The sequence below is a fragment of the Variovorax sp. J22P240 genome (genome assembly GCF_030316855.1).
Classification (GTDB): domain Bacteria; phylum Pseudomonadota; class Gammaproteobacteria; order Burkholderiales; family Burkholderiaceae_C; genus Variovorax.
The window spans coordinates 504797-525969 of sequence record NZ_JASZYR010000003.1 but is presented as its reverse complement, the minus strand read 5'-3'; the positions used below and the strand labels follow the sequence as shown (position 1 = coordinate 525969).

The following is a 21173-nucleotide window of genomic DNA, read 5'->3' as shown; positions in this document are numbered from 1 at the left end:
CGCCGCGCGGCCGCCGGCCGCCATCGTCGTGGCGGGCGAGCCCGCGCTCGAATTCATGCTGCGCCGTCGCGACGGGCTGTTCTCGGAGGTGCCGGTGGTCCACCTGGCTGTCGACAAGCCCTACCTGCAATCCGTCGCGCCGCTGCCCGCCGAAGTGGTCGGCGTCCCCGTCGACTACGACTTCGACGGCACCATCCAGCAAGCCTTGCACTGGCATCCCGGCGCGCGGCGGCTGGTGGTGGTCACGGGTTCAAGCGCTCGGGACCTCATTTGGGAAACACAGATCCGCGACGACATCGCGCGCCTTGGCGTTCGCCAGTCTGTCGAGTTCCTCTCGGGCCTGCCGACCGATGCACTCAAGGCGAAGCTGAGCGCACTGTCGAAGGAGGATGTCGTGTTCACGCCGGGCTACTTCCGGGACGGAACGGGCCGCGAGTTCTCGCCCCGCGAAGCCGCCGCGCTCATCGCGGCCGCGTCGGCCGACGCGCCGGTCTACGGCCCCTTCAGCACCTTCATCGGCACGGGCGTGGTCGGTGGCCGCATGTCGGGCTACGTGGAGATGGGGCGGCAGGCCGCGCTCGCTGTCAACAAGCTGCTCGACGGCACGCCGCCCGCCGCCTTGGGCCTGCCCGCGAGCATGCCGTCGGTGACGCAGATCGACTGGCGTCAGGCGCAGCGATGGGGCATTGCCGACATTCCGCCCGATGCCATCGTGCACTTCAGGGAGCCCACCTTCTGGGAAGCGCACCGGGGACAGTTGCTGCTCATCCTCGCCGTGATGCTGATCCAGGCGGCGCTGATCGCCGCGCTGCTCATCGAGCGGCGATTGCGCCGCCGAACCGCCTCGCAAGAACTTCGCGGGCGGCAGCCTGGACAACAGCGATTCGAGCGCCACGCACACCACGGGCAGCGACCTCGTGGTCGGCGAAAGCATGCTCTACGACATCGTCGTGACGCTGCCCGAAGGCACCACGCAGTCCTTGCGGCTGGACGACCTGATTCCGGCCGGCCTGCGCCTGGACACCGGCTTCAACGGCGGACTCGGCTACCAGCTCATCACGACGACGGCGGGCAGCGCTGCGCTGGGCGCGGACTTCAACGGCACGGTCACGCCCGGCGCGATCGGCGCCATCTCGGGCACTATCGGCAACGACGGCGCCGGCGCGCGGCTGGCCTTCACCGCCGCGGGCGCCACGGCGGACAACGTCACCGACAACAACAGCTTCGTCGTGCGGGTGCGGCTGGTGGCGAGCAACGTCACCGGCAACCAGGCGAACCGGGCCCTGCAGAACAGCGCGCAGATCATCTACAGCGACCCGGACACCGACACGCCCAACGGCAGCGTGCCCGTCGACCGCAACGTGGCGCTGACGGGCGGCGCGCCCATCGTGACGGTGCGGGAACCGACGCTGCTGATCGCGCAGGCGCTCATCACCAATCCGGGCCTAGGCTTCGACAATGGCGACCCGGTCGAATTCACCATCACGATCAGCAACGGCAACGGCAGCAGCGACTTCGACGCCTTCGACATCAGCCTGCTCGACAACCTGCCGACCGAACTGAACAACCTGACGCTGGCGGAGGTGACCTATCAGGGCGCCGCGACCAACAACGGCGGCGCCGGGTTCGAGATCGTCGGCGGCCAGTTGCGCACGGCCGCCGGCGCGAACATCGACATCGGCAGGGGCGGCAGCATCGTGTTGCGCATCACCGGGGTCGTCAACGCTTCGGCGGCCGCCGAGCCCTTGTTCACCAACACGGCACAGGTGCAGTGGACCAGCCTGAACGGCAGCACCGCCGGCACGGCCGAGCCGGCCGGCGAACGGACCGGTGTCGACGGGTTGCTCAATACGGGCGTGCTCAATGACTATCGGCGCAGTAACGTGCTGACTTTCGAGGTGGCCCAGGGCATCCGGATCTCGCGTGTCGGCGGCCTTCCGGACACGCCGGCCGTGTCGCCCACATCGGCGCCGCTGGAGCAGGTCACCATCGGCGAAGTGATCCGCTACCGGGTGCTGGTGCTGGTGCCCGAGGGCAACAACCCCGACTACCACGTGCAGGTCACGCTGCCCAGTGGGCTCGGCTTCATCGCGCCAGATGCGCTCCAGAACGCGGTGCGCGTCGCACTCATCTCGGAGAACGAGCTGACGACCGACGCCAACCTGGCCCTCAGCGGCACGCTGCTCGTCTTCGGCAACGAGAACAGCCCCGAGGCCCAGGACATCACGCCCACGCTCACCGGCGCGGCACCGACGGGCGTGTTCAATCCGGCGCTCATCCACGTGGTCGTCAACCCCGACGGCAGCCAGACGATCACCTTCGACTTCGGCAATATGGTCAACGGCCTCCCCAACGATCCCGACCTGGAGGGGATCTCGCTGGAGTTCAACGCCCGCGTGCTCAATCAGGCTTCCAACACGGCGGGCGCGGTGCTGAACGTGACGGCCCGCGAACTCGTCGGCGGCGGGCCGCGCGCGACCGGCAACACCGTGGGCGAACGCATCGTCGAACCGGCGTTCAACGGCGTCGACAAGCGCGTGATCGACTTCAACCCGAATCCGGCCGGCGCCACCGGCACGGCCACCGTGGCGGTGAGCTTCACCGAGAACGGGACGCTGCCCGCATTCAACACGCATCTCGCCGACTCGTTCCCGGTCGGCAGCGCCTACACCTTCGTCAGCCTCACGCTGAACGGCACGGTCTACACGGCGGCCAATCTCCCGGCTGGGATTGCCGTCGGCACCACCGGCGGCCTGACAGTCGACTTCGACCGGCTGGACCCCGGCGCGCAGGTACAGGTGGTCTACCAGGTCACGCTGCCGAACGCGGCCGCCATCGCGAGCAGCAGCGCGGTGCTGACATGGTCCAGTCTTCCGGAATCCTTCACCACCTGGGGCGGCACGCCGGTGGGCGTCGATGGCACGGTCGCTGGCGAGCGCACCGGCATCGGCGGCACGCCCAACACCTATGTGCTCGCGGAAGGCGCGGGCCTCGGCATCATCCAGGGCACGCTGTGGGACGACACGGCCAGCGCCACCGCCAACGCGGTGCCTGACGGCCCGCCGCTCGCCGGGCAGACCGTGAGCCTGACCTGGGGCGGCGTGGACGGCAACCTTGCCACTGCGGCCGACAACCGCGTGTTCACGACGACGACCGATGTCAACGGGCAGTACCGCTTCGGCGTGCTGCCTGCCGGCGTGTTCCGCATCGACACGCCGAGCGGCACCATCAGCTATCCCCAGCCGCTGGGCGACCTGCGCGTGCGCATCGACACCGACGCCGCCAGCCCGCTCGGCCAGATCGTCGTCACCCTCGGCGAAGCCGCGACGGCCGCCGCGAACGCCGGCTACGTGGAGCAGAACGACGCACCCGAGAACCACCTGCCCGCCGTGCCGCCCAGCGGCCTCGAAGACGTGACGCTGCCCATCGCCGGCCTGTCGGTGACCGACGTCGATGCGGCCGGCGGCACGCTCGACATCACGCTCTCGGTGCTGCACGGCACGCTGTCGCTCTCGAGCGTTCCGCCCGGCGTGACGGTGACCGGCTCCGCGACGGGCACGCTGGGACTCAGCGGCAATCTCGCCGCGCTGAACCTCGCGCTGGCCAACCTGCAGTACCTGGGCAACCTCGACTACAACGGCACCGACACGCTCACCATCCTGACAAACGACCGCGGCAACACCGGCGACGCGAACGGCGACGGCGTCCCCACCCAGAACCCCGCCGACGCCCTGAGCGACCAGGACACCCTGCAAATCGTGCTCGCACCCGTGAACGATCAACCCGACGCGATCGACGACGTTGCGGATGCGACGGAAGCCGGCGGCACGGACAACCGGCTGATCGGGCTCGACCCGGCGGGCAACCTGCTTGCCAACGACACGGACGTCGACATCGCTACCAATGGCGATCAGTTGCGCGTGATCACCTTCGGCCTGCAAGGCGGCCAGCAGGTCGGATTGCCCTCGATCGGCGCCAACGCAGTCAACGGCCTCTACGGCACGCTGGTCGTCAGCACCAACGGCGGCTACCAGTACACCGTCAACAACGACGACCCGACGGTTCAGGCCCTGCGGCTTTCAGGCCAGACCCTGGTCGAACGCTTCACCTACACGCTCTCTGACATCGAGGGCCTTCGTGACACGGCGGTGCTCACCGTCACCATCCACGGCGCCAACGACACGCCGGTGGCCGCCTTCGATGTCGGCAACGCCGTCGAGGCCGGCGGCGTGAACAACACCGCCCCGGGCAGCAACGCGACGGGCAATGTGCTCGCGAACGACACCGATGTCGACAGCGCGGCCAATGGCGAGACGCAACAGGTCACGGGGGTCCGCAATGTGGGGCCACTGGCGCAGGGACCCGTGTCCGGGGTGAACCCCGGCACATCCTCCGGCACCGGCACGGCAGTGATCGGCCGCTACGGAACCCTGACCTTGGGCGCGGACGGGACCTACACCTACGTCATCTTCGACAATGACCCCGACGTGCAGCGCATGGTGCCCGGCGACACCTTGAGCGATGTCTTCAGCTACCGGGTCACGGATGCCGCCGGACTCGACGACCTGGCCGAGTTGCGCATCGTCATCTCCGGCGCCAACGACAACCCCGTGGCCAGCGACGACCATGCGGACGCGCAGGCCGCCTCCACCAACGGCAATGCGGCGGAGAGCAATCCGGCCGGCAACGTCATCCTCTTTCCGAGCCGCCCGGGCACCATCGGGCAGCCGGGCGGCAATGGCGTGGACCTCGACGTGGACCGCACCGACAACCCCAATTCGCTGATGGCGGTCACCGGCATTGGCACCGGGCCCGAAGGGCCGGGCGTGGTGCTGTCCGGCGTGGCCGCCGGCACCAGCCTCGCCAACGGCACCTCGATCGCAGGCACCTACGCCCTGCAGGGCGGCGTGCCGGTGGCGGGCGATTTCGGCACGCTCGTCATCGGGGCCGACGGTGCCTTCACCTTCGACGTCAACAGCGACAACCTCACGCTCCAGTCACTGCAGGCGGGTCAGACGATCGACGTCATCTACACCTACCAGCTCACCGACACCAGCGGCCTCACCGACCTGGCGCAGCTCGTGATCACCGTGCGTGGGGTGAACGACCCGCCGGTGGCGCAGAACGTCGTGGCGCTGGCCACCGAACGCGGCGGCGTCGCCAACGCCACGCCGGGCGTCGACCCGACCGGCGATGCCACCAGCGCGTCCTTCGATCCGGACGGCGATCCGTTGACCGTGACCTCCGTCCGTGCCGGCGCCGAGGGCGCGGGCGGCATCGACACGCCGGTCGGGCCGACGGGCGCGGTCGTTGTCGGCCAGTACGGCACGCTCACTTTGCAATCCAGTGGCACCTACACCTACGCGGTCAACAACAACAACGCCGCGGTGCAGGCCCTGCGCCTGATCTCCGATGTCCTGATCGAACGCTTCACCTTCACCGTCGACGACGGCAACGGCGAAATCGACCAAGGCGAAGTCATCGCGCTGATCCGCGGCCAGAACGACAACCCGGTGGCAGCCGACGATGCCGCGACCGCCGTCGAGGCCGGCGGCCAGAACAACAACCAGCCGGGCGTCGACCCGACCGGCAACGTGCTCGCCAACGACATCGACGTGGACGGCGGCGAAGTCCCGACGGACCCGGTGAACTACGGCGAGACGCGGGCCGTGTCCTCCGTGCGCACCGGCACCGAAGCAGGCACCGGCACCGCGGGCGTGCTCGGCAGCGAGTTGCGCGGCGCCTATGGCTGGCTGACCTTGAATGCCGACGGCACATACACCTACCGCGTCGACAACGACAACCCCGCCGTGCAGGCCCTGCGCCGCGACATCGACACCCTCACCGACAGCTTCAGCTACACCGACATCGACGCGGCCGGCGCCCAGGATCGCGCCACCTTGACCGTGACCATCCAGGGCACCAACGACGCGCCGGTGGCCGAGCCGACCACCGTCATCGCCATCGAAGCCGGCGGCGTGAGCAACAGCACGCCGGGCGTGGACCCGTCGGGCAACGCCTTCAGCCTGATCGATGACGTGGATGGGTTCGGCGAGACGCTGGTCGCCTCCAGCGTCATCCACGCGACGGGCGCAGGTCCCGTCGCCGGCGTCATCGGCACGCCGTTCGCCACCACCTACGGCACCTTGCTGCTGAACGCCGACGGCACGCTCACCTACACGCTGGACAACAACAACCCGATCGTCCAGGCGCTTCGCACCAGTTCCGACACGCTGGTCGAAACCTTCGCCTACCAGATCCGGGACCTGGCGGGCGCCACGAGTTCGGCACCGCTCACCGTCATCATCCAGGGGCGCAACGACAACCCGGTGGCAGTGGACGATGCGGCCATCGCCGTGGAGGCCGGCGGCACCTTCAACGGCACGCCGGGCTTCAACCCCTCGATCGACCTGGTGGCCAACGACACCGACGTCGATGCCGGCGACGCCAGGACCGTCACGGGCATCCGTGCCGGCCCCGAAGCCGCCGGCGGCGCGTTCACGGCGGTGGCCCCGACCCTGAACATCATCGGACGGTACGGCACCCTCACGACGGCCGCGAACGGCATCGGCTATACCTACCAGCTCGACAACAACGCGGCGGCGGTGCAGGCGCTGCGAGCGGGCGAGACGTTGAACGAGGTGTTCACCTACAGCATGCGCGACCTCGCTGGCGCGACGGACATCGCGCAGCTGAACATCGTCATCCGAGGCGCCTACGACGCGCCGGTGGCGGTCGACGACGTGGCGGTGGCCCTTGCCAACAACGGCGTCGGGCGCGCCTTCAACCCGACGCGCAACGTGCTGAACAACGACACCGATATCGACCAGGCCGACGTGCTGCATGTGTCCGGCGTCCGCGTGGGCACCGAAGCGGCGGGCGGTGCGCTGGTGAACGTCGCGCCGGGCACGAGCAACCTCAACGGCACGGCGATCGAAGGCCTGTACGGCCGGCTGAACATCGGCGCCGACGGCACGGCCACCTATGTCGTCGACGTCAACAATCCTGCCGTGCAGGCACTGGGCCTGCTCCAGTTCGCCGACGAGTACTTCACCTACCAGGCGACGGACCTGGGCGGGCTCAACGACCTGGCCCAGATCCACATCATCGTCGTGGGCCTCAACGATCCGCCGAAGGGCGTCGCGGACGCCACCACCGCCGTCGAGGCAAGCGGCCTGAACAACACGCAAGCGGGCTTGGACCCAATGGGCAACGTGCTGGCCAACGACACCGACGTCGAGGGCGATGCGCTGGTCGTGACCGGCTTTCGCACGGGCACCTCCGCAGGCAGCGGGACGACCGGCACGGTCGGGACCGCGTTGCGCGGCCTCTACGGCGAGCTCACCCTCAACGCCGACGGCAGCTACACCTACGTGCTCGACAACAGCCTCCCCGAAGTCGAAGCCCTGCGCACGAGCGGCCAGACGCTGACCGACACCTTCACCTATTCGCTGGTCGACATCTGGGATGCACCCTCCTCGGCCGAGTTGCGCATCACCATCGACGGCCGCAACGACACGCCGATCGCGCGGGACGACAACGCGACCGCCGTCGAGGCGGGCGGCGTCGCCAACCAGACGCCGGGGGTGAATCCCACAGGCAACGTCCTGACCAACGACAGCGACGTCGACAGTGTCGCCAACGGCGAGACCCAGCGGGTGCTCGGCGTCGACAGCGTCGGCGGCATCAATGCCCAGCGCGTGCTCGGCTTGCGCAATGCAGTCGGGCAATCCGTCGCCGCGGGCCAGGTGCTGGCGGGCCTCTACGGCCAGCTCACGCTCAATGCCGACGGCAGCTACACCTACGTGCTCGACAACGTCAACCCCACCGTGCAGGCGCTGCGCACCGCGGGCGAGACGCTGAGCGAGAGCTTCATCTACCGCGTCAGCGACACCGCTGGGGCGACTTCCGAAGCACGCCTCAATGTGCTGATCCAGGGCGCCAACGACGCGCCGGTCGCGCGCGACGACAGCAACGTCGCGCTCGGCGAGCGGCCCGCCCCGCAGGCCGCCGGCAACGTGCTGCCCAACGACTCCGACGTGGATGGCGGCGAAGGCCTGCAGGTGGTCGCGATCCGCAGCGGCGCCGAGGCTGGGACGGGCACACCCGGCACGGTCGGCCAGAGCATTGCAGGCCGCTACGGCACGCTGGTGATCCACGCCGACGGCAGCTACACCTACACCGTCGACCAGACCAACCCCGACGTGCTGGCCTCGGCCGGACTGGGCCGCGTGCTGCAGGACGTGTTCACCTACACCGTCGCGGACCGCGGGGGCGCCATCGACGCAGCGCAACTGGTGATCGACCTCGACATCGCGGCGCCCTACCTCGCGCCGCCGGGGCCGAACTACTTCATGTATTTCCTGGACAGGGACTATGCGGGCGCGACGCTGCCCGAAGTGCGGCCCGCGATCTACATCTCCCCAGTGGTGGAGCAGGTCGACACCGCACTGAAGATCTCCGCCTGGGGCAGCGACGGCAGCCAGTTGCTGTGGCAGTTGCCGCCCGAGATGGGCAGTACCTCGATAGGCTCCGGCCTCGGCGAAGTGGCCGACCAGCACGTCGCCCGCGCCGTCGGACAGAGTCGGCGCGACAGCGACTTCGACCTGGCGTGGATCCTCGGCCGCGAAGGGCGCGTCAATCTCAGTGCCGACGGCCTGCTCACCGCGCCGTCGCTTTTCATTGCAGACCCCGAAGACATGGTGCTGGACGATGCGTCACCGGACCCACAGACCGCCCTCGGCTTCAGGGAGCAATTGCGCGAGGCGGCGCAGCGCCTCCATCCACTCGGGCCGGCAGACGTTCCCGAATCGACGACACGCATCTGAAGGAAGAACATGCGACGGCATCCTTTCAAGATTCTGAGCGCGGCCATGGGAACGGCGCTGCTGCTGAGCGCCTGCGGCTCGATGGAGCCCACCCCCTACACGCAGGACGAGTTGCGCAAGCGCGTCTCCGACGACAAGGTTCGCATGTATGCCGACCAGGAGCCGGTCACGCTGCCGATCACCTTCTACGAAGCCGCAGCGCGGGCCCTGAAGTACAACCTCGACTACCGCCTCAAACTGATGGAAAGCGCGCTGGCGACCGACCTGCGCGACGTGGCGAGCTACGAGATGCTGCCGCGGCTGGTGGCATCGGCCGGCTACGTCGGCCGCAACAACGATTCGGGCGGCACCTCCATCGGCATCGAGGACCGGCAGGTGAGCCTGCGGGCCTCGACTTCCGAGGAGCGCGACCGCAACCTCGCAGGGTTGGGATTGAGCTGGAACTTGCTCGACTTTGGCGTCGCCTACTACCGCACCCAACAAAGGGCCGACCAGATCCTGATGGCGAACGAACGCCGCCGCAAGGTCGCGCAGAACGTGCTGCAGGACGTGCGCAACGCCTACTGGCGAGCGCTCGGCGCCCAGCGCCTGCTGCCCGAGGTCGACGGCCTGCTGGCACGCACGCACAAGGCGCTGGCCGCCGCCCGCGAGGCGGAGACCAAGGGCCTGCTGCCGCGCCAGGACGTCCTCGCCTACCAGCGCGCACTGATCGATTCGGTCTACCTGCTGACCGTGCGGCGCCAGGACCTGGAGTTCGCTCAGGCCGAACTCGCCGCGCTGATATCGCTGCCGCCTGGCTCGAAGATGGTGCTGGCCGACATGGCCGAGCCATCGATGCCGGCCGTGACCAAGGACATCGACCGGCTCGAGCAGCTCTCGCTGGAAAACCGCCCGGAAGTCATGGAAGAGTGGTACCGCATGCGGGTCGACGACTACGACTTGAAAGTCGCCAAGGCTCAGCTGTGGCCGAACGTCGGCATCACCCTGGACAGCCTGTATGACTCGAACAAATTCCTCTACAACAACTCCTGGAACGTCATCGGCGTGCAGGTGTCGTTCAACCTGCTGAAGCTGCTGCAGATGCCTTCGCTCAATTCGGCGCAGGCCAACCAGACCCGGACGGCCGAGGCACGGCGAGTCGCCTTGTCGATGGCCGTGCTCACGCAGGTGCGCGTGGGCTACCTGCGCTACCAGTTGGCGCGGCAGGAAGTCGAGTTCGCGGACGAGAGCCTGCGTGTCGACCGCCGCCTGCTGGAGTACGCGCAGTCGGCCCGCACCGCTTCGGTCGGAACCGAGCTGGAGTTGATTCGCGCCGAAGGCCGCTACCTGCTGTCGCGCTACCAGCGCGAAGCCGCCTACGCCAGCGCGCAGGCGGCGCAGGGTCGGCTCTACAACTCGGTGGGATTCGATGTGCTGCCGGAAGCCATCGACAAGAGCGACATCCCGTCGCTGGCGAAGGACATCGAGAAGAAGGTCCAGGAGCACGAGCAGCGCAGCCTGATCGCGAGTGCCGGAACGCAAGGAAGCGGCGATGTCGTTGCACGGAAGAACTGAACGCGCCCTGCTCGCCCTGTTGTTGGCGGCAGGCATGCCGGCGGCTTGGGCCGCGACGGACGCGCGCAAGCCTCCGAACCTGGCCATGGACGACCCGGGCGCGATCCGCGTGCTGCTGGCTTCGCGGCTGGAGACCACGCTGTCCAGCCAGATGAACGGCACGCTCGGCGACCTGCAGGTCGAGCTGGGCCAGAAGGTGGCGAAGAACGCGCTGCTGGCGCAATTCATCTGCACCGAGACGCAGGCGCGCGTGAAGGTGGCAGCCGCCGAACTCAACATGGCGCGCCAGAACCTCGACGCCAAGCGCAACCTGCAGAAGCTCAACGCCGCGGGCGACCTCGAAGTGCTGATGGCGACCACCGAGGTCGACAAGACCGAAGGCGCCCTCACGCTCGCGCGCACGCAAAGCGGCTACTGCCAGGTGCGCGCGCCCTTCGGCGGCCGCATCGCCAAGGTGCTGGCCAAGCCCCACCAGACCGTGAGCGCCGGCACGCCGCTCTTCGACCTCGTGAGCGACGGCGCGCTCAAGGTGCGGCTCAACGTGCCTTCCACGCTGCTGGCGCGGCTCAAGCCGGGCGCGCCGCTGGTCGTGACCATCCACGAGACGGGCAAGAGCTACCCGGCGCAGGTGAGCGCGATCAATTCCCGTGTCGATGCGGTGGCCCAGACCGTGGAGCTCGAAGCGCGCCTCAACAGCGAGCATCCCGAGCTGATCCCGGGGATGAGCGGCATCGCCCGGTTCCCCTCGGACCGTGACTGAGCGACCGCCGCCCGCTGCGCAGCTGCTGCTCAGCCTCAACGCGCTGCGCGACAGGGCGCTGGCAGCGCCGTCACTGGACGCGCTGGCCTTCTCGATGGCCAACGATCTTTATCCGCTGTTGCACTACCGGCAGGCGCTGGTGATGGCGCAGCACGGCGACCGGCTCGAACTGCTGTGCGTCTCGGGCCTGGCGCGGCCCAGCGAGGACTCGCCCTATCTGGTGTGGCTGCGCCGCGCAAGTCGCTGGCTCGCGACGCAGCTTCGCGATGACAAGCCCCGATGGCTGACCCGCCACGCGGTCGACCCGCCCGCCGACATCGCCGAGGGCTGGGCGGAGTGGTGGCCCGCCGGCCTGTGGTGCATTCCGCTGAACGACCGTGAGGGCAAGCGCCTGGGCGTGCTGCTCTATCTGCTCGACCAGCCGCCGTCCGAACGATTCCAGCCGATGCTGCAAGGCGTCTGGCAGACATGGGCGCATTGCTGGGCAGCCTTCGACGCGCGTCGTCGCCTGCCGCGCTGGCGGCCGAGCAGACGACACGCGCTCGTCGTGCTTGTCGTGCTCGCGGCACTGATGCTGCTGCCGGTGCGGCAGACGGTGCTCGCGCCCGCCGAGGTGGTGTCGCTGAACGCGCAAGTCATCAGCTCGCCGATCGATGGCGTGATCGAGCGCATGCAGGTGCGGCCCAATCAGGCCGTCGAGATCGGTACGCCGCTCTTCACGCTCGACGAGACCACGCTGCGGAGCCGCTCCGAAGTGCTCGGCAAGGAGGTCGCCGTCGCCGATGCCGAACTCATGGCCGCCAGCCAACGCGCTTTCGACAACCCGCAAAGCAAGAACGAGTTGACCCTGCTCAACGCCCACGCGCGCCAACGGCGCGCGGAACTGGCCGCTGTGGAGGCGCAACTCAAGCGCACGCAGGTGCTCTCGCCGCGCGCGGGCGTGGCGGTGTTCAGCGATCCGAACGACTGGCTGGGCAAGCCGGTCGTCACCGGCGAACGCATCCTGCATGTGGCCGACCCCAAGCAACCGGCCATGCGCGTGCAATTGCCGGTGGCGGATGCCATCGCGCTCGAACCTGGCGGCAAGGTCACGTTGTTTCTCACCGCGTACCCGCTCGATCCGCTGCAAGGGCAGATCCTGGAGACCAGCTACCAGGCCAAGCCCAGCGAGGAAGGCGTGTCCTCTTACCGCCTTCTCGCCAGCATCGAGGATGCGCCCGCCCACGCCCGCCTCGGCCTGCATGGCACGGCCAAGCTCTTCGGCGAGCGCGTGATCCTGGGCTACTACCTCCTGCGCCGGCCGCTGGCCGCCGTGCGCGCATGGACCGGCCTGTGACCGACGATCCCGCCGACCAGCCGACCCCGCCCCTGCGCGAGGACCTTCGGCTGAGCGAAGCCGGCCCCGGCCAGCGAGGTGATCCGGCGTGGGTGATCCAGGACACGGTGGTCAATCGTTTCTACCGCATCGGCTGGCTCGAATTCGAATGCCTGTTGCGCTGGGGGCAATCGCCGCGCCGCATCAGCGAACAGATCGCCGAGCAGACCGCGTTGAAACCCGACGTGCGCCAGGTGCTCGACTTCCGCCGCTTCCTGGAGCAGCACCAGTTGCTGCGCCCCGGCCCTGAAGCCGTCGCGCGCCTGCTGGGTCGAAGTCAGGGCAACGCGTGGATGAGCTGGCGCTGGTGGCTGCACCACTACCTCTTCTTCCGCATCCCGCTGTTGCGCCCGCAGGTGCATCTGGCGCGCATCTCGCGTCACCTGGGCTGGCTGTTCAGTCCGGTCACCGGATGGGTCGTCATCGTGCTCGGCCTGACGGGCATCGTGATGGTGCTGCACCAGTGGGACACCTTCGCGACGGACGTCGTCGAGTCCTTCTCGACCGAAGGATTGCTGAGCTTTGCGCTGGCCTTGATCGTCGCCAAGACGTTGCACGAACTCGGCCATGCGCTGGTCGCGACGCGCCTGGGCTTGCGCGTGGCGCACATGGGCATCGCGTTCGTGGTGATGTGGCCGATGCTCTACACCGACACCGGCGAGAGCTGGAAGCTGCGCAGCTCTCGCCAGCGGCTGGCGATCGCGTCCGCGGGCATCCTCACCGAACTGGCGCTGGCCGGCCTCTCGACCCTGGGCTGGGCCTTGAGCGACCCCGGCCCGCTGCGCAACGCATTGCTCTACCTCGCGACCACGAGCTGGGTGCTCTCGCTGGCGCTGAACGCGAGCCCGTTCATGCGCTTCGACGGCTACTTCATCCTTTCGGACTTGCTGGACTTTCCCAACCTGCACGAGCGCTCTGGGGCACTGGCCAGGGTGGCGCTGCGGCGATCGGTGCTCGGCCTCGACGAGCCCTGGCCTGAGCCCTTCAGCCCCGCGCGGCGACGCATGCTGGTGGCCTTCGCGGTCGCGACCTGGCTCTACCGGCTGGTGCTGTTCCTCGGCATCGCGGTGGCCGTGTACCTGTTCTTCTTCAAGCTGCTGGGGATCGTGCTCTTTGCGGTCGAGATTGCATGGTTCATCGTGATGCCGGTGTGGCGCGAACTGAAGCATTGGTGGGCGCGGCGCAAGGACGTGGTACGCGGGCGCCGCATCATGCTGGCGATGGTGCTGATCGCGTTGATGCTCGCGCTGGCCGTGCCGTGGCGAACGCAGGTGCACGCGCGCGGCGTGGCACGGGCCGAGCAGCAACTGCGCGTGTATGCGCCCTACCCGTCCCTGCTGCAGCAGATTCACGCAGCCGGTCGGGTGAAGGCCGGCGACACGCTGGCCGTGCTCGACGAGCCCGACATCGCGGCGCGCAGCCAGGGCAATGAAGCCAGCATCCGCGGCTACCAGGAAAGATTGGCCGGGCTGATGGCCGACCCGTCCGGCCTGGCGCAGGAAGCCGCCACGCGCCAACGGCTCAACGCGCAGTTCGAACAGGTGCGCGCCGCACGTACGGAGATGGCGCGGCTGAACCTGCAGGCCCCCTTCGCGGGCCAGTGGCTGGACGTCAATCCCGACTGGCGCAACGGCCAGTGGATCGGCAGCCGCGAGCTGATCGGCGTGCTGGTCGACCCCTCGCGCTGGCAGGTCGACGCCTACGTTCAGCAGGATGAAGTGCAGCGCCTGAGCATCGGCAGCAGCGTGCGCTTCTATCCCGAAGGCCAGCCCGTGCCGATCCGGGGACACGTGATCGCCATCGGCACCACGCGCGTCAACCAGTTGGAGCATCCGATGCTGTCGTCACGCTTCGGCGGACCGTTGAACACCGTGCCGCACGGCGAGGCACTGGTGCCTGCGCCGGCGTTGTTTCACGTCCTGGTGCAACTTGACGAAGCCGTGCCGAACCTGAAGGAGACACGCGGCCACCTGCAGATCGAGGCCGCGCGGCGCAGCCTGCTGGCCGATGGTTTGACGCGGGTCTTCGCGGTGCTGCTGCGGGAGAGCGGGTTCTGAGCTTCCGGCACCCACGTCGCTGACGGGCTCAATGCCCTCCGCTGCTGGACGCCTCGGTCATCTTCTCAACGACCTGATCCAGGCTGAAGCTCGCCGACTTCTGCCGTGGCGGAAATTCCTTGAAGGTCGCCAGGAACTCCCCGACGATGGCCTGCGCCGGCACCAGCAGGAAGATGTGCCTGAACATCCAGTCGTAGAAGGTGTTCGATGTGATCTGGGCACGCTCGTACGGGTCCATCCGCAGATTGAAGATGTAGGGCGTGCGCAGCACCACGAAGGGCTCCTGCCAGATCTTGAGCGTCCCCTGGACGCGCTGCTCCATGAACAGCATCTTCCAGTTGTCGTAGCGCAGCGCCGCGACGTCGCCATCGTCCGTGAAGTAGATGAATCCCTTGCGCGGACTCTTGGCTTCCTTGCCCGTCAGATGCGGCAGCAGGTTGTAGCCGTCGAGGTGGACCTTGTAGGTCTTCTTGCCGATCTTGTGGCCCTTCTTGAGCTTCTCGCCGATGTCGGGTTCGCCGGCCAATGCAAGGATGGTGGGAAACCAGTCCTGGTGGCTGACGATCTCGTTCGACTCCGATCCGGCCGCGATCTTGCCGGGAAAGCGAACCATGCAGGGAACGCGATAGGCGCCCTCCCAGCTCGAGTTCTTTTCGTTCCGGAACGGAGTCGTGCCCGCGTCCGGCCAGGTGTTCATGTGCGGCCCGTTGTCGGTGCTGTACTGCACGAAGGTGTTGTCCGCGATGCCGAGCTTGTCGAGGAAGTCGAGCATCTCGCCGATGCACTTGTCGTGGTCGATCATGACGTCGTGGTATTCGGACTGCCAGCGGCCGGATTGGCCGCGGCTCTCCGGCTTCACATGCGTCCACGCGTGCATGTGCGACGTGTTGAACCACACGAAGAAGGGCTCCCCCGCGTCGTGGGCCGCCTGGATGAACTTCTTGGCCGCTTCCAAGAACTCGTCGTCGCAGGTCTCCATCCGCTTCTTGGTCAGCGGGCCCGTGTTTTCGATCTTCTGGCCGCCCTTGCCATCGGCCCAGCAGTGCAGCACGCCACGAGGGCCGTACTTCTTCTTGAAATCGGGGTAGTCCTTGACGTTCGGATAGTCCACCTCCTCGGGTTCTTCCTCTGCGTTCAGGTGGTAGAGGTTGCCGAAGAACTCGTCGAAGCCGTGCATGGTCGGCAGATGCTCGTCGCGGTCGCCCAGGTGGTTCTTGCCGAACTGGCCGGTGCGGTAGCCGAGCGGCTTGAGCGCCTCGGCGATGGTGATGTCCTCGGCCTTGAGTCCCAGTTCCGCGCCCGGCAGCCCGACCTTGGTGAGGCCCGTGCGCAAGCCGCATTGGCCGGTGATGAAGGACGCCCGCCCCGCCGTGCAGCTTTGCTCGGCGTAGGAGTCGGTGAAGATCATCCCCTCCTTCGCGATCCGGTCGATGTTGGGCGTGCGATAGCCCATCACGCCCTTGGTGTAGCAACTCAGGTTCGACTGACCGATGTCGTCGCCCCACATGACCAGAATGTTCGGCTGCTTGCTTTTCGCCATCTTCGCGCTCCTTGCGTTGCTCAGTAGGGTTGGTTGATCACGACGTACTGGTTGCCTTGCGGCTGGTACCAGACGTTCCCGCACTGCTGGTAAATCAGGCCGCCATAGTTCACCGGGACGCAACTCGGGGGAATGCTGTTCACCATCGAACCCACGACCGCCGCCGTGACCGCGACACCGGCAGTGACTGCCGCAGCGGCCGCGACCGGGTGGTGGTAGTCGTTGTCCCAACCGCCGCGGTTGTTCACATTGACGTTCACATTCCGGTTCACATTGGCATTGACGTTCCGGCTCGCATTGACGTTGTTCACGCTGGTGCTGCGCACGTTGTTGGCGCGCACGTCCCGGTTGACGTTGTTGACCTGCCTGTTGCCGCCGCCGCCGCCACCGGCACGGGCGCCGCCGCCACCGGCGTGCATGCCGCCACCGCCGTGCCCCCCTCCGCCTCCGCCTGGCCTGGCCAGGGCATCCGGGATCAGAGCGACGCTGCCGACGACGAGCGCGGCAAGGGGCACGAGAAAGTACTTGTTCAGTGACTGGTTCATGGTCATGCCCCCTTACTTGGCCTCGAGCGCACGAAGCTCGACCTGCTTGGCGCCCGCGGGCGGAACAAATCGGAACACGTCGTCCTTGGTGGACGGATTGAGGTTCCAGTCGATGAGAGACACCGACTGCGGTCGCGCGTCATCCGCCCGGTTGATGATCACGAGCTTGCGCGGAAGCGGCTTGCTTCCGGTCGTGATCCAGATCTGCCAGTCGAAATTTCCCTGGCGAAAGGCGAAGTGGTTGCACAGGTCCTTGCCGATGAAATCCTGCCCGGCGTTCATGGCCGACTCGATCTTGTCGAGCGGCGCAGCCGGCGTTCCCCAGAGAAAGAGATCGCTCAATGGAATCTCGACGCCATACCTTTCCTCCAGCTTGCTGACCAGCCCGTCGACATTGCCAGTGAAATCGACGGTCGAGTAGTACTTCTGCTGCGGCAGGAAGAGCGTGGCCTTCTGGCCATCGAAGAAGATCACGCGCTCGGCGCGGGCGCTGAACATGCGGGCGCGCAGCTTGTTCGGGCGCTGTACGTCGACGTCGGCCCTCGCCGTGTGCTGCAGCTTCTGGCCGTCGGCCAGCACGACCTCGCCCGTCAGTCCCGTCGACACGTGAAAGCGCTTGAGGGACTGCAGGAAGGCCCCCATGTCCTTCAGCGCCTGGATCGCCCCGGGGTTGACCGCGCTCTCGGCAGGCTTGGCGGTGGCGGCTGGCTCCGTTTGCGCATGGACGGCGGGTGCGGCGACAAGCGAAAGGCCCAGCAATGCGGCTGCGAGCAATTTGACGTTCAAGGCGATCTCCTGAATGACGTGCAAGGAGCGAGCTCGGGTCGATGCATCGAATCGAACGGCGCGCGGTCCTCGACGAACGACCGCGCAAAAGTAGCAAGTCGGTGCGCGTCGCGCCACTAGACCTTGGTGTAGTGGCGTGGCTGGTCCCCGGCAGGGATCAACCGTTCAATCGCTTGTCTTCGTGGAGGGGATGAACTATCGCAAGTCCCAAGGCGCGCATGGGCCCTGGGCCGAATCGGGGCAACGACCATCCCGCGTCGTCGGGGTCTCGGACGGCGCTACCGCCCGAGTGTGGCGCTGCGGCTGGACCGCGCGCGCCTGAAGCGGCTATCAGGCCGCCGTGTTGACGGCATCCTTCAATGCCTTGCCCGCCGTGAATTTCGGCGCCTTGCTCGCCTTGATGGTCATCTGCTCGCCGGTCGACGGATTGCGGCCGGTGCGCTCGGCACGGCTCGCCACGGTGAAATTGCCGAAGCCGATGAGCTGCACGGCTTCGCCGCGTGCCAACGTGCGGGTCAGGTTTTCAAGCGCCGATTCGAGTGCGCGGCCGGCATCTGCCTTGCTGAGGTCGGTGTCGGCGGCGATCGCGGCGATGAGTTCGGTCTTGTTCAAAACTGGGTTCCTTCTCTGAGAGCAAATGAGCAGGATAGCCGACGCCCGCGCCTCTTCCATCGCGACCCAGGTAAGCAATACAACGAGCGAAGACGGCATCCGCCAGAAGAAGAACCTTCCTGACGGGCATCGAGCCCGGACGTTGCGCAGGAACGACAAACTCCGCTCCGAAATGCATCTGGAATCTGTAGGAACATGAACGTTAGGTTAACAAAGGTAATGAGAGTCGTTATCATTCGCTGATCTCGCGCCTCTCGCGAATCAGCTCACCCAGCCAATCCGCCCCTCGTTCTCTGAGGCATGCCGGACCCGCCAGTCGAGCTCTCAGTTTCTTCTTCACCTGGGATCCTTCATGGCCTACATAAAGAGCCGCAAGCACGCCGTCGCGCGCGTGCTGCCCCCGTTCGGCAGTGCCGCCGCCGCCACGCTTCTCGCGTTGTCGCTACCGGCCGGCGCGCAGACCTCCACGCAAACACTCAAGGAAGTGCGCGTCGAGGACAACACGGCGAACGACTTCAGAGTCGAGCAATCCGCCAATCCCAAGTTCACTGCGCCGCTGGTCGATATCCCGCAGGTCATTCAGGTGATCCCCGAAGGCCTGATGCGCGAGCAAGGCGCGACCACGCTCACCGAGGCCATGCGCAACGTCCCCGGTGCCGGCGCATTCTTCCTCGGCGAAAACGGCAATACGAGCACCGGCGATGCGATCTTCATGCGCGGCTTCGATGCCTCGGCCAACATCTTCGTCAACGGCGTTCGCGACATCGGCACGATCTCGCGCGACATGTTCAACATCGAGCAGGTCGAGGTGGTCAAAGGTCCGTCCGGCACCGACATCGGCCGCAGCTCGCCGACGGGCTACATCAACCTGATCACCAAGACACCGAAGCTGGAAAACAGCTTCTCGGGCTCGCTGACCTACGGCAGCGCGGACTTCGGCCGCGGCACCATCGACTGGAACAGAGTCATCACCAACGCCGATGGCTCGGGCACCGCGTTCCGCCTGAACGCAGTGGCCGAGGACGGTGGCGTGGCGGGCCGAGACGAGGTGAAGAACAAGCGCTGGGGGATCGCACCCTCCATCGCCTTCGGCATCAACACGCCGACGCGCGTCTTCCTCGACTACGTGCACGTCAAACAGGACAACGTGCCCGACGGCGGCGTGCCCACCATCGGCTTGCCCGGCTACTCCACGCCCGATGCGCTGCTGATCAACTCGCCGATCCTGCGCCGGACCTTCCTGAACTTTGCGCAACGCGTCGATTCGAGCAACTTCTACGGCACCACGTCCGACTTCAACGACGTGACGTCCGACCTGTTCACGGCACGGGTCGAGCACGACATCACGCCGAACATGACGGTGCGCAACATCACCCGCTACGGCAAGACCTCGCAGGACTACATGCTGACTTCGTTCATGCTGGGCGGCCTGACGGCCTCCCGCGTGGGCAATACCAACGTCTACCGCGGCACGGTCCCCGCGGTCACCGCGGGCTTCATCAACACGGTGAACCCGGCCAACCCCACGACCTGGACGGTCACGCGCAACCTGCCGACCAACAAGGACATCGAGAACACCATCTTCCTGAACCAGACGAGCCTCTCGTCCAAGTTCAAGACCGGCAGCTTCAGCCACACGGCGAACTTCGGCGTGGAGCTGATCCGCGAAGAGCAGGACTCCGCCAACTTCTTCGGCCCCGGCTTCGCTTCGGTCAATACGACCTTCGCGCCCGCGGGCTCGTGGCCGGTCGCCAACCTCTACAACCCGAATCCCAACGTGACCGGCTACAACCGGATCAGCAATGGCACGGGTTCGTTCGGCAAGACCGACACGATCAGCGCCTATGCGTTCGACACGATGAAGATCAACGAGCAGTGGCAGCTCACCGGCGGCCTGCGCTACGACCACTACAGCACCGACTACTCGGCGACTGCACGCGGCACCGGCCCCGCCTTCGCGATCACCCCCACCGACCTGTCGACCTCGAACGGCATCTGGACCGGCAAGTTCGGCGTGATCTACAAGCCGGCCGAAAACGGCAGCATCTACGCGGCATGGGGCAACTCCGCGCAGCCTCCGGGCGGCGCCAACTTCCAGCTTGCCGCCGCCGGCAGCGGCAACAGCGCTTCGCGCACCGACTTCGAGCCGCAGGAATCCAAGACCTACGAGGTCGGGACCAAGTGGGACCTGCTGAACAATCGCCTGGCCCTCACTGCCGCGCTCTACCGCACGGAAGTAACCAACGAAGTGGTGCAGGATTCGACCACTCTGTTGTACTACCAGACGGGCAAGAAGCGTGTGCAGGGCATCGAACTGGGCGCCGCCGGCACCATCACCGACCAATGGGGTGTCAGCGCCGGCTTCACCACCATGGACACGTCGGTCGAGAGCGGCCCCGCCGTGACGGCGGACGGCAGCAGGGTCCTGGCCTACACCCCCCGGAACGCGTTCACCCTCTGGACCAGCTATCAGTTGCCCTTCGGCCTGACCCTGGGCGGCGGCATGCGCTACAACGGCAAGCTCCAGCGCGGCACCGACGGTGCGGTCGGCACGCCGGCCTACACCGATTCCTACTGGGTGTTCGACGCGATGGCCTCCTACCGCATCAACAAGAACGTCGAGCTTCAGTTGAACGTCTACAACGTCTTCGACGAGGATTACGTGGCTGCGATCAACAAGAGCGGCTACCGCTACACGCCGGGGATCCCGCGCTCGGCGCGCCTGACGGCCAACTTCGCCTTCTGACCTGACCGGAGGCCGGATCGCCGTCCGAGCGACGGTCTGATGGACAGCGACACCACGGGCACGTGGTGTCGCTGTTCGACGTTTGGGGGCACCATTTTCGACCCGCAGATCGAGGCCAGGCGGATTCGACATGGCGGGAAAAGGCTGGCTGGTGGCGGTCCGCGCGCGATGAGCGCCCCCGCCTTTCTAACCAGCCAGAAGGAGTTGACGGGCGAAGCGTCCAACTCGCGCCGTCAGGCTTGAGCGGCGCCTGAAGTGCGCGCCACAAGGGGACTACGTTAGGGGCCCCTCCTTGCCGGCGCCATCCTCTGGACGGTCTAGTGGGCGTGCATTACTTCACGAAATCTGCCCGGAAGTGCGCCCCAACTCA

The 21173-nt window shown here is 67.0% G+C and carries 11 protein-coding genes; 6 read left to right on the top strand and 5 right to left on the bottom strand.

Translation table 11 applies throughout. From position 1 onward, the window contains the following. Positions 1–250: 250 nt before the first annotated feature. On the bottom strand, positions 251–934 hold the full coding sequence (locus QTI24_RS12400) for a hypothetical protein (RefSeq protein ID WP_286600751.1): 684 nt from the start codon (positions 932–934) through the stop codon (positions 251–253). Here QTI24_RS12400 and QTI24_RS12395 point away from each other — a divergent pair. Genes QTI24_RS12395 through QTI24_RS12375 form a run of 5 tightly spaced genes read left to right on the top strand, consistent with a single transcriptional unit; the run spans position 933 to position 14574 of the window. Then, the gene (locus QTI24_RS12395) at positions 933–8828 is read left to right on the top strand and encodes a cadherin-like domain-containing protein (RefSeq protein ID WP_286600749.1); all 7896 of its coding nucleotides are present in this window, start codon (positions 933–935) and stop codon (positions 8826–8828) included. The genes QTI24_RS12400 and QTI24_RS12395 overlap by 2 nt on opposite strands. A 9-nt stretch (positions 8829–8837) precedes the next feature. Next, a complete protein-coding gene (locus tag QTI24_RS12390; RefSeq protein WP_286600747.1) occupies positions 8838–10382 on the top strand; it encodes a TolC family protein in 1545 nt (514 codons plus the stop codon). Further along, entirely contained in the window at positions 10360–11142 is a 783-nt protein-coding gene (locus QTI24_RS12385; protein ID WP_286600744.1) for an efflux RND transporter periplasmic adaptor subunit, read from the top strand. The genes QTI24_RS12390 and QTI24_RS12385 overlap by 23 nt, the downstream gene beginning before the upstream one ends. Next, positions 11135–12478, top strand: a complete 1344-nt coding sequence (locus tag QTI24_RS12380) for an efflux RND transporter periplasmic adaptor subunit (protein ID WP_286600741.1) — start codon at positions 11135–11137, stop codon at positions 12476–12478. The genes QTI24_RS12385 and QTI24_RS12380 overlap by 8 nt, the downstream gene beginning before the upstream one ends. Beyond that, positions 12475–14574 carry a site-2 protease family protein gene (locus tag QTI24_RS12375; RefSeq protein WP_286600739.1) on the top strand — a complete coding sequence of 700 codons (2100 nt, stop codon included), beginning with the start codon at positions 12475–12477 and terminating at the stop codon, positions 14572–14574. Before QTI24_RS12380 ends, QTI24_RS12375 begins: the two co-directional genes overlap by 4 nt. A gap of 28 nt (positions 14575–14602) precedes the next feature. Here the strand turns inward: QTI24_RS12375 and QTI24_RS12370 are convergent, their stop codons facing one another. The 4 genes from QTI24_RS12370 to QTI24_RS12355 form a co-directional block, all read right to left on the bottom strand. After that, a complete protein-coding gene (locus QTI24_RS12370; protein ID WP_286600738.1) occupies positions 14603–16114 on the bottom strand; it encodes an arylsulfatase in 1512 nt (503 codons plus the stop codon). Between the two features lie 20 nt (positions 16115–16134). Further along, positions 16135–16659, bottom strand: a complete 525-nt coding sequence (locus QTI24_RS12365) for a hypothetical protein (RefSeq protein ID WP_286600736.1) — start codon at positions 16657–16659, stop codon at positions 16135–16137. A 12-nt stretch (positions 16660–16671) separates the two neighbouring features. Continuing rightward, positions 16672–17445 carry a DUF2092 domain-containing protein gene (locus QTI24_RS12360; RefSeq protein WP_286600733.1) on the bottom strand — a complete coding sequence of 258 codons (774 nt, stop codon included), beginning with the start codon at positions 17443–17445 and terminating at the stop codon, positions 16672–16674. Between the two features lie 330 nt (positions 17446–17775). Further along, complete coding sequence (locus tag QTI24_RS12355) at positions 17776–18057, bottom strand: HU family DNA-binding protein (protein ID WP_286600802.1); 282 nt, start codon at positions 18055–18057, stop codon at positions 17776–17778. Between the two features lie 352 nt (positions 18058–18409). On the opposite strand from QTI24_RS12355, the gene QTI24_RS12350 reads away from it, so the two are divergent. Further along, positions 18410–20803 carry a catecholate siderophore receptor Fiu gene (locus QTI24_RS12350; protein WP_286600732.1) on the top strand — a complete coding sequence of 798 codons (2394 nt, stop codon included), beginning with the start codon at positions 18410–18412 and terminating at the stop codon, positions 20801–20803. The last annotated feature ends 370 nt before the right edge of the window (positions 20804–21173 follow it).